The sequence below is a fragment of the Saccharopolyspora phatthalungensis genome (assembly GCF_014203395.1).
GTDB lineage: Bacteria > Actinomycetota > Actinomycetes > Mycobacteriales > Pseudonocardiaceae > Saccharopolyspora > Saccharopolyspora phatthalungensis.
In genome coordinates this window covers 3,519,803-3,533,536 of record NZ_JACHIW010000001.1, presented here as the reverse complement: position 1 = coordinate 3,533,536, position 13,734 = coordinate 3,519,803, and the positions used below count along the sequence as shown (strand labels likewise).

The following is a 13,734-nucleotide window of genomic DNA, read 5'->3' as shown; positions in this document are numbered from 1 at the left end:
CCAACCGGCCTTCCAACCAGCAGTGTCGCGGATCAGGCCACCGCGAGGGGTAGTGCCGTGGGGTTGACCGGGGACGGGAGCTGGGAGTCGCCGGTGAGGTAGGCGTCGACCGCGTTGGCCACCGAGCGGCCCTCCGCGATCGCCCACACCACCAGCGACGCGCCGCGGTGGGCGTCGCCGCAGACGAACACGCCGGGCGCGGTGGTCTCCCAGTTCGAGCCGCAGCCGATGGTGCCGCGCTTGGTCAGCTCGATGCCGAGGCCGTCCAGCAACGCCATGTGCTCGACACCGTCGAAACCGATGGCCAGCAGCGCCAGATCGCAGGGCAATTCCTGGACCTCGTCGGACACCGGCACGATCTGCCGGCTGCCCTCGGCGTCGCGCTGCACCCTCACCTCGCGCAGCCGCACCGCGCGGACGTTGCCTTCGTCATCACCGACGAAGGACTCGATCGCCACGGCGAACTTGCGCTTTCCGGCCTCCTCGTGCGCCGGATAGGTGCGCAGGATGTACGGCCAAGTCGGCCACGGCGACCGATCGTCGTCGCGGGTCGTCGGCGGCTGCGGATAGTTGTCCAGCTGCGTCACCGAAAGCGCGCCCTGCCGGGTCGCGGTGCCATAGCAGTCCGCGCCCGTGTCGCCGCCGCCGAGGATGATGACGTGCTTGCCCTTGGCCGAAATCGGCGTCGGACCGTCGCCCTCGCACTCCTTGTTCGCCGGCACCAGGTGCTCCATGGCCAGGTGCACGCCCTTGAGCTCGCGGCCCGGCACCGTGGTGTCGTCGCGGCCGCGCAGCGCGCCCACCGCGAGCACCACGGCGTCATAACCGGCACGCAGTTCCTCGACGGTGAGGTCGACGCCGACCTCGCAGCCGGTGATGAACTTCGTGCCCTCGGCGCGCATCTGCGCCAACCGCCGGTCGAGGACGGACTTTTCCATCTTGAACTCGGGGATGCCGTAGCGCAGCAGCCCGCCGATACGGTCGTCGCGCTCGAACACGGTCACCTCGTGCCCCGCCCGGGTCAGCTGCTGCGCCGCCGCCAGCCCACCCGGCCCGGAGCCGACCACGGCCACGCGCTTTCCGGTGTGCGCATCGGTCACCTGGGCGGTGACGTAGTCGTTTGCCCAGCTGACTTCGGCGATGGTCTCCTCGACCCGTTTGATGGCCACCGCGCCGCCGGCCTCCGGCGAGATCGCGAGCACGCAGCCCGCCTCGCACGGCGCGGGGCACAACTTGCCGGTGAACTCCGGGAAGTTGTTGGTGGCGTGCAGTCGTTCGCTGGCCTCCTGCCACTGGCCACGGCGCACCATGTTGTTCCACTCCGGAATCAGGTTGCCCAGCGGACAACCTGCCGAACCGGAGTGGCAGAACGGGATACCGCAGTCCATGCACCGCGCGGCTTGCTTCCCCGTCTCCGCCTTGCAGTCCTCAGTGGACAGCGCCGCGTAGACCTCGTGCCAGTCGCCCAGCCGGTCGTCGATGGGGCGCTTGGGGGCGTCGGCCCGCCCGTACTTCAGAAAACCCCTCGGGTCAGCCACGGGAAGCCTCCATGATCGCCTCGTCCACGTCCCGGCCTTCGATCTTGGCCATCCGCATGGCATCCAGGACACGCTGGTAGTCGCGCGGCATCACCTTGGTGAACGCCGCCGACCGCCGTGGCCAGTCGCCGAGCAACGAGGCCGCCACCGCCGAACCCGTCAGTTGGTGGTGCCGCTGCACGATCTCGTGCAGCCACTTCAGTTCCTTCGCGCTGGGCCGCTGCAGGTCCACCATCGCGGTGTTCACCCGCACCGGGTCCAGGTCCAGCACGTAGGCGATGCCGCCGGACATTCCGGCACCCACGTTGCGGCCGGTGCCGCCGAGCACCACCGCGCGACCGCCGGTCATGTACTCGAAGGCGTGGTCACCGGCTCCCTCGGCGACCGCGATCACCCCGGAGTTGCGCACACAGAACCGCTCGCCGACCTTGCCCCGCAAGAAGATCTCGCCGCTGGTCGCGCCGTAGCCGATCACGTTGCCGGCGATCACTTGGTCCTCGGCGGCGAACGCCGAATCCGGGTGCGGGCGAACGATGATCCGGCCGCCGGAAAGCCCCTTGCCGACGTAGTCGTTGGCGTCGCCGACCATGTCCAGCGTGACTCCGGCCGGCAGGAACGCGCCCAGCGACTGCCCGGCCGAGCCGTCCAGCTCGACGTGGATGGTGTCCGGCGGCAGGCCGTCGCCGCCGTAGCGGCGGCTCACCTCGGCGCCCAGCAGCGTGCCGACGGTGCGGTTGACGTTGCGCACCGGCAGCTGCAACCGGACCGGTCGCGCGTCCTCCAGCGCCGCCTCGGCGAGCTGGATGAGCGTGCGGTCCAGCGCGTGGTCCAAGCCGTGGTCCTGCTCGCGGACCCGGCGCCGCACCGGCGAGTACGGGGTCTGCGGCTCCGCGAACACCGGGGTCAAGTCCAGGCCGCGCGCCTTCCAGTGCCGCATCGCCTCGGCCTTGCCGAGCGCGGAGACCTGGCCGATGGCCTCGTCCAGGGTGCGGAAACCGAGCTGCGCCAGGTATTCGCGCACCTCTTGGGCGATGAACTCGAAGAAGTTCACCACGTGGTCGACCTGGCCGGTGTAGCGCTTGCGCAGCTCCGGGTTCTGGGTGGCGACGCCGACCGGGCAGGTGTCGAGGTGGCACACGCGCATCATCACGCAGCCCTCGACCACCAGCGGCGCGGTGGCAAAGCCGTACTCCTCGGCGCCTAGCAGCGCGGCGACGATCACGTCCCGGCCGGTCTTGAAGCCGCCGTCGACCTGCACCGTGATCCGGTCGCGCAGGCCGTTGAGCAGCAGCGTCTGCTGCGTCTCGGCGAGCCCGACCTCCCACGGCGTGCCGGCGTGCTTCAGCGACGTCAGCGGCGCGGCACCGGTGCCACCGTCGTGGCCGGAGATCAGCACCACGTCCGCATGCGCCTTGGACACACCCGCGGCGACGGTGCCGACGCCGATCTCGGATACCAGCTTGACGTGCACGCGGGCGTGCTCATTGGCGTTCTTCAGGTCGTGGATCAGCTGCGCCAGGTCCTCGATCGAGTAGATGTCGTGGTGCGGCGGCGGGGAAATCAGCCCCACGCCCGGCGTGGAGTGCCGGGTCTTGGCGATCCACGGATACACCTTGTGGCCGGGCAGCTGGCCGCCCTCGCCGGGCTTGGCGCCCTGCGCCATCTTGATCTGGATGTCGGTGGCGTTGACCAGGTATTCGCTGGTCACCCCGAACCGGCCGCTGGCGACCTGCTTGACCGCCGAACGCCGCTGCGGGTCGTAGAGCCGGTCCACGTCCTCGCCGCCCTCGCCGGAGTTGGACTTGCCGCCGATCCGGTTCATCGCGATCGCCAGCGTCTCGTGCGCCTCCGCGGAGATCGCGCCGTAGCTCATGGCGCCGGTGGAGAACCGCTTCATGATCTCCGAGATCGGTTCGACCTCGTCGATGTCGATCGGCGCCCGGCCGCTGTCCAGTTTGAACAGCCCACGCAACGTGCCGCCCTCGGTCGACAGCCGGTCGCACTCCGCCGTGTACTTGCGGAACACGTCGTACCTGCCGGTCTTGGTGGAATGTTGCAGCAGGAACACCGTTTCCGGGGTGAACAGGTGCAACTCGCCCTCGCGGCGGTAGGAGTAGTCGCCGCCGGTCTCCAGCCTGCGGTGCACCCGCTCGGTCGGGTTGTCCGGGTAGGCGCGGCGGTGCCGCTGCGCGACCTCCTCGGCCAGCACGTCCAGCCCGACCCCGCCGAGCTTGGAGGTGGTGCCCTGGAAGTATTCGTCCACGACCGCCGCGGACAGGCCGACGGCCTCGAAGACCTGCGCGGCGGTGTAGGCGCCGACGGTCGAGATGCCCATCTTGGACATCACCTTCAGCACGCCCTTGACCAGCGCCTGCACGTAGTTTCGGATCGCGACCTTGGCCCGCGTGCCGGTGATCTGGCCGGTGGCGATCATGTCCTCGATGGTCTCGAACGCCAGGTACGGGTTGACCGCCGCGGCGCCGTAGCCGAGCAGCGTGGCGACGTGGTGCACCTCGCGGGCGTCTCCGCTCTCCACCACCAGCGCGACTCGCAGCCGTTCCTTGGTCCGCACCAGGTGCTGGTGGACCGCCGAGACCAGCAGCAGCGACGGGATCGGCGCCATCTTGTGGTCGGAGTCGCGGTCGGAGAGCACCAGCACGCGCGCCCCGGCGGCGATCGCCTCGGACGCCTCCTGGCGCACCCGCTCGATGGCCGCGCTCAGCGCCTCGCCGCCACCGTCCACTTCGTACAGACCGGACAGCACCGCGGAGGCGAAGCCGGGCAGGTCGCCGTCGTCGTTGACGTGGATGAGCTTGGCCAGCTCGTCGTTGTCGATCACCGGGTTGGGCAACACGATGTGCCGGCACGACGCCGCGGAGGGATCCAGCAGGTTCTGCTCGGGGCCCATGATGCGCGCCACCGAGGTGACGATCTCTTCCCGGATCGCGTCCAGCGGCGGATTCGTGACCTGAGCGAACTGCTGCACGAAGTACTCGTAGAGCATCCGGGAGCGCTGCGACAGCGGGGCCGGCGGGGTGTCCGAGCCCATCGATCCGAGCGGCTCGCCGCCGCCGGTGGCCATCGGCGCCAGCAGCAGGCTGAGCTCTTCCTCGGTGTAGCCGAAGGCCAATTGGCGGCGGACGACCGACTCGTGGGTGTGCACCACGTGCTCGCGGTCCGGCAGCTCGTCGACGTTGAGCAGCCCGGCGTGCAGCCACTCGTCGTAGGCGTGCTCTTCGGCGAGGCCGGTCTTGACCTCCTCGTCGTCGACGATGCGGCCCTGCGCGGTGTCGATCAGGAACATCCGGCCCGGCTGCAGACGGCCCTTGGCCACCACTTCTTCCGGCTTGAGGTTGAGCACGCCGGTCTCGCTGGCCAGCACCACTCGGTCGTCGGCGGTCTGCCACCAGCGGGCCGGGCGCAGGCCGTTGCGGTCCAGCACCGCGCCGACCAGCGTGCCGTCGGTGAAGGTGACGCAGGCCGGGCCGTCCCACGGCTCTATCAGGCTCGCGTGGAACTGGTAGAAGGCCTTGCGCTTGGGGTCCATCTCGGCGTGGTTCTCCCACGCCTCGGGCACCATCATCAGCACCGCGTGCGGCAGGCTCCGGCCGCCCAGGTGCAGCAGCTCAAGCACCTCGTCGAAGGAGGCCGAGTCCGAGCCGTCCTCGGTGCAGATCGGGTACAGCCGCGACAGTTCGCCGGGAATCAGGTCGGAGGCCAGCAGCGCCTCGCGGGCCCGCATCCGGTTGCGGTTGCCGCGGATCGTGTTGATCTCACCGTTGTGCGCCACGTAGCGGAATGGGTGCGCCAGCGGCCACGACGGGAAGGTGTTCGTGGAAAACCGGCTGTGCACCAGCCCGATCGCGCTGATCAACCGGTCATCGGTGAGGTCCGGGAAGAACGCCGGCAGCTGCTCGGTGGTCAGCATGCCCTTGTAAACCAGCGTCCGGCTGGACAACGACGGGAAGTAGAGCTCCAGCCCCTCCCGCGCGGCCGCCCGCTCGGCACGCTTGCGCAAGCAGAAAGCCAGCCGGTCCAGCTCGATGCCGGCCTCGGCGTGGTGACCGGCGACCAGCAGGACACTGAAGTGCGGCATGCACTTCAGGGCGGTCGGGCCGACACCCGCGCGTTCCGGCGTGACCGGCACGTCGCGCCAGCCCAGCACCCGAAGGTTCTCCTCGGTGGCGACCTGTCCCACCAGCTCCACCACCCGGCGCCGCTGCTCGGCGTCGGTGGGCAGGAAGGCTATCCCGGCGGCATAACGGTTCTGCCCGGCCGCGTCCGGCTCCGGCAGTTCGACGTCGGCCTCGGCGCGCAGCAGCTCGTCCGGCAGTTGGAGCAGGATGCCCGCGCCGTCGCCGCTGGTGGGCTCGGCACCGGCGGCACCGCGGTGCTCCAGGTTCGCGAGCGCGGTCAGCGCGTCGGCGACGATGCCGTGGGAGCGACGGCCGCGGATGTCGGCGACCATGGCGACACCGCAGGAATCCTGTTCCGCAGCCGGGTCGTACAACCCCTGGGCTGCGGGGACGGCGGAGAAGACCACTGCGCAGACCTCCCTCGTCATTTCTCGTGCTGGAAGTCGACGGTCGATTCCTGACCTGACTTCATGACTCCTGGGCACGGGACGACGCTGGCCCGCAGATGACTTCCGGTTTCTCGACAGAAGTTTTCGGGCGCAAAAGCCCGCTCGCTGCGACCGGAGTGTTCAGAGAACTTTAACAGTCGCGATACGCAGAAGCAGCACTGCGGGAGTGATGCTGACCATCTTGTAGTTACGCCCTCGCTTGGGTTAGCGCGACCGCGACCGCACGCCGCTGGACACGGTCTGTCGTCAAATTTAACCGTTCGTTCGCGCCGGGGGTACCCCTGCGTGCCGGAAGACACTCCGCGGCATCTCTGACGGCCGATCTCCTCCTGATATCTTTCCAGCTCATGACCGGGTTCCGCCGACTCGCCGCCCTGCTGCTCGCGACGCTGGCCCTGCTCGCCGGGGTCACCGCGTGCGCCACCCGTCCCCAATCTGAGACCCCTGCGCCGGCCGACGATCCGGCCTCCGCGTTTCCGGTCAAGGTCGAACTGCCCGGCCAACCTCCGGTGACACTCGCGCAACAGCCGAAGCGAATCGTCTCACTGTCCCCGACCGCCACCGAGACGCTGTATGCGATCGGGGCCGGTGACCAGGTCGTCGCGGTCGACCAGTACTCCAACTTCCCGGCGCAGGCCCCGCGCACCGACCTCACCGGCTTCACCGCGGACGCGGCCGGGGTCGGCGCGCGCACGCCGGACCTGGTTATCGCTCCGGACAATGCCGGTCAGCTGGCCGAGGGGCTGAAGGTCGTCAACGTGCCGACGCTGCTCACCCCGGCGGCGGCGACGCTGGACGACGCCTACCGGCAGATCGAGGTGCTCGGGCAGGCCACCGGGCACACCAAGCAGGCCGCCCAACTGGTCGAGCGAATGCGCTCGGAGATCGCCGAAATCGTCCGCAACACCCCCCGGCCGCCAGTGCCGCTGAGCTACTACCACGAGGTGAGCCCGGACTTCTACACCGCGAGCTCGCAGAGCTTCGTCGGCAGCATCTACGGCCTGTTCGGGCTGGCCAACATCGCCGACTCGGCCGGCGGGAAGTTCCCGCAGCTCTCCGAAGAGCACATCGTGCACGCCAACCCGAACCTGATCTTCATCGCGGACACCAAGTGCTGCCACGTCAACGCCGCGGCGGTGGCCGCCCGGCCGGGCTGGAACACCCTCGACGCGGTGCACCGCGGCCAGGTGATCGAGCTCGACGACGACATCGCCGGCCGGTGGGGGCCACGGGTGGTCGACCTGGTGCGGGCGATCGGCGAGGGCGTCGCCAAGGCGCAGCACGGGTGACCGAACCGCTCGGCCCGGCTCGTGCCGCCCTGAAGCAGACCAAGCTGCGCCCCCGGCACCTGCTCGTCGGCGTGGCGGTGCTGCTGGTGAGCACCTTGCTGTCGGTGCTGCTCGGGGCCGCCGAACTCGGCTGGCAGCGCGTGCTCGGTGAGATCGTCGCGCAGCTGACCGGCGGCGTCTCGCCGCTGTCGGAGCGGGAAGCGGCGATCCTGTGGCAGCTGCGGGTGCCCCGGGTCGTGCTCGGCGTGCTGGTCGGCGCGGCGCTGGCGGTGTCCGGCGCGGCGTTCCAGGGCGTGTTCCGCAACCCGCTGGCCGACCCCTACCTGCTGGGGTCGGCGGCGGGTGCCGGGCTGGCCGCAACCCTGGTGCTCACCACGGCGCCGCAGGCCGGGGGCTCCATCCCGATGCAGCTCGCGGCGTTCGTCGGGGCGCTCGGCGGGGTGGGCCTAACCTGGGTGGTCGGCCGCTCTGCCGGCCGGGATACCGCGACGCTGGTGCTGGCCGGGGTCGCGGTCGGGTCGTTCCTCACCGCCGGGCAGACGTTCGTGCAGCAGCTGCGGGTGGAGACGCTGGAGCAGGTCTACATGTGGATCCTGGGCCGGCTGATTACCACGGGCTGGCGGGAAGTCCTGATCGTGCTGCCGTACCTGACGATCTCGGCGTTCGTGCTGTGGACCTGCGCGCGGCTGCTGGACTTGCTGGGCACCGGCGACGAGGAGGCGGCCGCGCTCGGCGTGCACCCGGGGCGGGTGCGCGCGCTGGTGCTGATCGCCGCGTCGCTGGCCACCGCCGCGGCGGTGTCGGTGGCCGGGCTGATCGGGTTCGTCGGCCTGGTGGTGCCGCACCTGGTGCGGCTGGCGCTCGGCGGCAGCTTCCGGATCATCGTGCCGCTTTCCCTGTTGTTCGGCGGGGCTTTCCTGGTCACCGCGGACATGCTGGCCCGAACCCTGCTGGCACCGGCCGAAATTCCGATCGGCGTGATCACCTCGTTCACCGGGGCACCGTTCTTCGCGATCCTGCTGCACCGGAGGCGCGCGTGAGCACTCTTGAGGTGCACGAGCTGTCGGCCGGATATCGCCGCAGCACAGTGATTTCCGGCGTTTCGACCACTGTGGACACTGGCGGTTGGCTCGGCGTCATCGGGCCGAACGGGTCGGGCAAGTCGACGCTGCTGAAGGCGATCGCCGGGGTGGTGCGGCACCGGGGCCGGGTGCTGGTCGACGGTCGGCCACTGGCGGCCCTGCGCCGCCGCGAACGCGCCCAAGCGGTCGGCTACGCGCCGCAGATCCCGCAGTTGCCGATCGGCCTGACCGTCACCGATTACGTGCTGCTCGGCCGCACTCCACATCTTGGCGTGCTCGGGCGGGAGGGGGCGGCCGATCTGGACGTCGTCCGCGCCCTGCTGGAGCGGCTCGACCTCACGCGACTCGCGGACCGCGCCCTGGCAACGCTTTCCGGCGGCGAACGCCAGCGCGCGGTGCTGGCCCGCGCCCTGGCCCAGCGGGCCGGGGTACTGCTGCTCGACGAGCCGACCACCGGACTGGACGTCGGACACGCCCAAGCACTGCTCGATCTGGTCGACGAACTGCGCCGGGAATCGGGCACCACGGTCGTCATGACGCTGCACGACCTCACTTTCGCCGCCCAGTACGCCGAGCGTCTGCTCCTGCTGGATACGGGCCGAGTCGCCGCCGAAGGCACCCCGGCGGCGGTGCTCACCCCGGCGGCCCTGGCCGAGCGCTACGCGGCCCGCGTCGCGGTCCTGCACACCCCCGACGGTTCACCGGTCATCGCCCCGGTACGGGACTGACGGGCGACTTCGACCTCCTCCCCCGGCATCACACGAACCGGGCGCTGTCCGAAGCGGATGGGCACCACGCAGTCCTCGGTGGCTCGTTGGGAGAGCGGCGGCAGCCTGCCGACCATCGATCTGCTGGACCGGCTCGGGCGGGCGGTCGACCTCCGGTTGGAGTTGGTGGCATCCCATCGGGACGCCACCGAATCCGAGGATTCGCCGAGCTGCGCGGTGTCCTTCGGGGCTCGGTAGGCGTCGGGCCGTGGCGAAGCCGCCCGCGCCCTCGGCGGCCTTTTAGGGTCGGTCGTCCTTCGCGCCGTTGCCGCCGTCGGCGTTATGCGCCTGCGCACGCTCGCCGTCCTCGGCCGTCGCCTTCGGCTCCGCAGAGGCCGAGGACTGCTCCCGCGCGGGCGTAGCCGCGGTGTCGTCGTCGCCCGGCATCGGATTGCCGCGCAGCAGCTCGGGGTCCTCGCGCTTGCCGCGCACCAGCACCAGGTACAGCACAGCGCCTGCGAAGACGATCAGGGAGGTGAAGACGTTGATGCGGACGCCGAAGATGTGCGTGGCGTCGTCGGCGCGCATCAGCTCGATCCAGAACCGGCCGATGGTGTAGCCGGCGACGTAGAGCGCGAACACCCGGCCGTGGCCCATCCGGAACTTGCGGTCCGCCCAGATGAGCAGAAAGAAGACGCCGACGTTCCACAGCAGCTCGTACAGGAAGGTCGGGTGCACGACGGTGATCGGCGTGTGGTCCATCGCCACACCGTTGATGGGGTCGGCGAGCCCGGTCTCCGGGTCGATGCGCCGGTAGATCTCCAGGCCCCAGGGCAGATTCGTCGGGCCGCCGTAGAGCTCCTGGTTGAACCAGTTGCCGAGGCGGCCGATGGCCTGCGCCAGGATGATGCCGGGGGCAACGGCGTCGGCGAACGCCGACAGCGGCACGCCCCGGCGGCGGCAGCCGATCCAGGCGCCGAGCGCGCCGAGCGCCACCGCGCCCCAGATGCCCAGGCCGCCTTCCCACACCTTGAAGGCGTCCAGCGGGTTGCGGTCCGGCCCGAAGTATTTTTGCCAGTCGGTGGCAACGTGGTAGAGCCTGCCGCCGACCAGCCCGAACGGCACCGCGAACACGGCGATGTCGATGACCGTGCCCTCGCGGCCACCCCGCGCCACCCAGCGGCGGCTGCCGACCCAGACGGCCGCGATGATGCCCGCGATGATGCACATCGCGTAGGCGCGCAGCGGGATCGGGCCGATGTGCCAGACGCCTTGCGGCGGGCTGGGGATGTTGGCGAGGAACGGACTCGCGGAGGCGGCAACCAGGGCACTCACGCCGATACCGTATCGGTCCTGCTACGAAAGGCGAGCACCACCCGGCCCGAAGGCGCAGCGAACGGTTCGTTCGTTCCGCTCAGCGGGACCGCACGCCCCGGGCGAGTTCCGCGGTGAGCTCGCGGACGCCGGCGGCACCGTCCTCCTCGGCGCGGGTGACGAAGGCCGAGCCGACGATGACGCCGTCGGCGAAGCCCGCCACCTCTGCGGCTTGCTCACCGGAGCGCACACCAAGACCGACGCCGATCGGCAGGTCGGTGTGGGCACGGGTGCGCTGCACCAGCCCGGCCGCGGCCGCGCCGACGCGCTCGCGGGCCCCGGTGACGCCCATCACCGACGTGGCATAGACGAAACCGCTGGTGGCCTTGGCCGTCAGGGCCAGCCGCTCCTCCGTCGACGACGGCGCGACCAGGAAGATCCGGTCCAGGCCGTGCGCATCGGTCGCGGCGATCCAGTCCTCGCCCTCGTCCGGGATCAGGTCCGGGGTGATCACGCCGAGGCCGCCGGCCGCCTTGAGGTCGCGGGCGAACGCGTCCAGGCCGTAGTGGTGCACGGGGTTCCAGTAGGTCATCACCACGGCGTTGCCGCCGGCCTCGGCCACCGAGGACACCACGTCGAAAACGTCCCGCAGCCGGAATCCGGCGCGCAGTGCCTTGTCGCTGGCGGCCTGGATGGTGGGGCCATCGAGCACCGGGTCGGAGAACGGGAGGCCGACCTCGACGATGTCGCAGCCGGCGGAGCCGTCAGCGCCGGTCAGCATGGCGGCGAACAGCTCCTTGGATGCCTCGACGGTCGGGAACCCGGCCGGGAGGTAACCGATCAGGGCCGCCCGCTGTTCGTCCCGGCAAGCCTGGAAAACATCGCGCAGGTTCACCGCGTCTCCTCTGTATCTTGCGGGACACCCGCACCGGATCGGCTTACATGAGCGGAAAGGTTGGCGGTGCCGCTCATGACGCCTCATCCCCGCTGTCGACGAGACCGAAGTACTTCGCCGCGGTGTCCATGTCCTTGTCCCCGCGCCCGGAGAGGTTGACCAGAATGATCGTCTCCGGACCGAGTTCGTGGCCGAGCTTGAGCGCGCCGGCCAGCGCGTGCGCGGACTCGATGGCCGGGATGATGCCCTCGGTGCGCGACAGCAGCCGGAATGCCTGCATGGCTTCGTCGTCGGTGACCGACCGGTATTCGGCGCGCCCGGTGTCCTTGAGGTAGGAGTGCTCGGGTCCCACGCCGGGGTAGTCGAGCCCGGCGGAGATCGAGTAGGCCTCGACGACCTGCCCGTCGTCGTCCTGCAGCAGGTAGGACCGCGCCCCGTGCAGTGTGCCGGGGGTGCCCTCGCCGAGGGTGGCGCCGTGCTCGCCGGAGGAGATGCCGTGCCCGCCGGGTTCGAATCCGACCAGCCGCACGCCCGGGTCGTCGATGAAGCCGTGGAAGATGCCGATGGCGTTGGAGCCGCCACCGACGCAGGCGGCGACGACGTCGGGCAGCCGACCGGTCAGCGCCAGCACCTGTTCGCGCGCCTCGTCGCCGATGACCCGGTGGAAGTTGCGCACCATCATCGGGAACGGGTGCGCCCCGGCGGCGGTGCCCAACAGGTAGTGGGTGTGTTCGACGTTGGTGACCCAGTCGCGCAGCGCCTCGTTGATGGCGTCCTTGAGGGTCGCCGAGCCGGACCTGACCGGGATGACCTCGGCACCGAGCAGCTGCATCCGGGCGACGTTGAGGGCCTGCCGCTCGGTGTCCACCTTGCCCATGTAGACGACGCATTCGAGGCCGAGCAGCGCGCAGGCGGTCGCGGTCGCCACACCGTGCTGTCCGGCCCCGGTCTCGGCGATGACCCGGCGCTTGCCCATCCGTTTGACCAGCAGCGCCTGCCCGAGCACGTTGTTGATCTTGTGCGAGCCGGTGTGGTTGAGGTCTTCCCGCTTGAGCAGGATCCGCGCGCCGCCGGCGTGCTCGGCGAACCGGGCGGCCTCGGTCAGCAGCGAGGGGCGTCCGGCGTAGTTGCGCAGCAGGTCGTCGAGCTCGGCGAGATACTGCGGATCGTTCTGCGCCTTGGCGTACTCGGCGGCGAGCTCGTCCTGAGCGGCGATCAACGCCTCCGGCATGAACCGGCCGCCGTAGGCCCCGAAGTGCCCGCGTTCGTCCGGGTCGTGCCCCTCCGGCACGGGCTTGCCCGGCCGGTGGGCGCGCGCAGTCTCTGCGCCGACGGTCATTGCCTTACCTCCTGTGACTTGCGCCGACCCCTGAGTTCCGCGAACACCGGTCCGCTACCGGCTCGGCCGCGGGCAGGCGGGATGCGACCCGGCGGTCACCAGCTGGGTGACGGCCGTCTTGGGATTATCGCTGGTCACTAGCCCCTCACCGACCAGCACTGCGTCCGCACCGGAACCCGCGTAGGCCATCAGGTCGCTCGGTCCGCGAACCCCCGACTCGGCGATCTTGAGGATCTCCTGCGGCAGCCCCGGCGCGATTCTGCCGAACACGTCACGGTCCACCTTGAGCGTATGCAGGTTGCGCGCGTTGACGCCAATGACTTTCGCACCTGCCTCCAGCGCGCGGTCGGCCTCCTCGGCGGTGTGCACCTCGACGAGCGCGGTCATGCCCAGCGACTCGACCCGGTCGAGCAGCGCTTCCAGCGCGTTCTGCTCCAGCGCCGCCACGATCAGCAGCACCATGTCCGCGCCGTGCGCCCGCGCCTCGTGCACCTGGTACGGGCTAATGATGAAATCCTTGCGCAGCAAGGGCGTGCTGACCCGGGCGCGGACCGCGTCGAAGTCGGCCAGCGAGCCGCCGAAGCGGCGCTGCTCGGTGAGCACGCTGATCACCCGCGCCCCGGCGGCCGCGTAGTCGGCGGCCAGATCGGCCGGCTCGCCGATCTCGGCCAGCTCGCCCTTGGACGGGCTGCGCCGCTTGACCTCCGCGATCACGCCGACGCCGGGGGCCCGCAGCGCGGCGAGGACATCGTGCGGCGGTGCTGCCGCAGCCGACATTCGCTTGATCTCGTCGAAGGAGATCACGGATTCGCGAACCGCGAGATCTTCCCGAACACCTTCGATGATGGATTCCAGAACGGTCACGCGAACACCTCGCCGACCGTGCCCCGCACACTCGTCTTCACATGGGTTCGCAAGTAGCTGGATGCGCAGATGAACTCATTGCGCTCGATCACGACACTCCCCTTCCCGCCGTGCCGTCGCA

At 70.2% G+C, this 13,734-nt stretch carries 10 protein-coding genes; 4 read left to right on the top strand and 6 right to left on the bottom strand.

The annotated features are described in order from the left end of the window. Positions 1–32 precede the first annotated feature (32 nt). A complete protein-coding gene (locus tag BJ970_RS16355) occupies positions 33–1,538 on the bottom strand; it encodes a glutamate synthase subunit beta (RefSeq protein WP_184727058.1) in 1,506 nt (501 codons plus the stop codon). Then, positions 1,531–6,081, bottom strand: coding sequence for a glutamate synthase large subunit (gltB, locus tag BJ970_RS16350; RefSeq protein WP_184729147.1), 4,551 nt, complete (start codon positions 6,079–6,081; stop codon positions 1,531–1,533). Before gltB ends, BJ970_RS16355 begins: the two co-directional genes overlap by 8 nt. Before the next feature lie 389 nt (positions 6,082–6,470). On the opposite strand from gltB, the gene BJ970_RS16345 reads away from it, so the two are divergent. The 4 genes from BJ970_RS16345 to BJ970_RS16330 are packed head-to-tail and all read left to right on the top strand — an operon-like array spanning position 6,471 to position 9,459. Then, positions 6,471–7,412, top strand: a complete 942-nt coding sequence (locus BJ970_RS16345) for an ABC transporter substrate-binding protein (RefSeq protein WP_184727057.1) — start codon at positions 6,471–6,473, stop codon at positions 7,410–7,412. Further along, on the top strand, positions 7,409–8,452 hold the full coding sequence (locus BJ970_RS16340) for a FecCD family ABC transporter permease (protein WP_184727056.1): 1,044 nt from the start codon (positions 7,409–7,411) through the stop codon (positions 8,450–8,452). Before BJ970_RS16345 ends, BJ970_RS16340 begins: the two co-directional genes overlap by 4 nt. Further along, entirely contained in the window at positions 8,449–9,222 is a 774-nt protein-coding gene (locus tag BJ970_RS16335) for an ABC transporter ATP-binding protein (RefSeq protein WP_184727055.1), read from the top strand. The genes BJ970_RS16340 and BJ970_RS16335 overlap by 4 nt, the downstream gene beginning before the upstream one ends. Positions 9,223–9,279: 57 nt before the next feature. Further along, on the top strand, positions 9,280–9,459 hold the full coding sequence (locus BJ970_RS16330) for a helix-turn-helix domain-containing protein (protein WP_184727054.1): 180 nt from the start codon (positions 9,280–9,282) through the stop codon (positions 9,457–9,459). Between the two features lie 42 nt (positions 9,460–9,501). Here the strand turns inward: BJ970_RS16330 and lgt are convergent, their stop codons facing one another. The 4 genes from lgt to trpC form a co-directional block, all read right to left on the bottom strand. Continuing rightward, positions 9,502–10,536 (bottom strand): prolipoprotein diacylglyceryl transferase, encoded by a 1,035-nt coding sequence (gene lgt, locus BJ970_RS16325; protein WP_184727053.1) that lies wholly within the window; start codon positions 10,534–10,536, stop codon positions 9,502–9,504. Between the two features lie 79 nt (positions 10,537–10,615). Then, a complete protein-coding gene (trpA, locus tag BJ970_RS16320; RefSeq protein WP_184727052.1) occupies positions 10,616–11,410 on the bottom strand; it encodes a tryptophan synthase subunit alpha in 795 nt (264 codons plus the stop codon). A 73-nt stretch (positions 11,411–11,483) separates the two neighbouring features. Beyond that, a complete protein-coding gene (trpB, locus tag BJ970_RS16315; protein WP_184727051.1) occupies positions 11,484–12,749 on the bottom strand; it encodes a tryptophan synthase subunit beta in 1,266 nt (421 codons plus the stop codon). A gap of 54 nt (positions 12,750–12,803) precedes the next feature. Continuing rightward, complete coding sequence (gene trpC, locus BJ970_RS16310) at positions 12,804–13,613, bottom strand: indole-3-glycerol phosphate synthase TrpC (RefSeq protein ID WP_184727050.1); 810 nt, start codon at positions 13,611–13,613, stop codon at positions 12,804–12,806. Positions 13,614–13,734: the final 121 nt, after the last annotated feature.

Bases quoted from the DNA above. Each gene is read 5' to 3' on its own strand.
- BJ970_RS16345 (WP_184727057.1), top strand. From the start codon at position 6,471: ATGACCGGGTTCCGCCGACTCGCCGCCCTGCTGCTCGCGACGCTGGCC.
- BJ970_RS16330 (WP_184727054.1), top strand. From the start codon at position 9,280: ATGGGCACCACGCAGTCCTCGGTGGCTCGTTGGGAGAGCGGCGGCAGC.
- trpB (WP_184727051.1), bottom strand. From the start codon at position 12,749: ATGACCGTCGGCGCAGAGACTGCGCGCGCCCACCGGCCGGGCAAGCCC.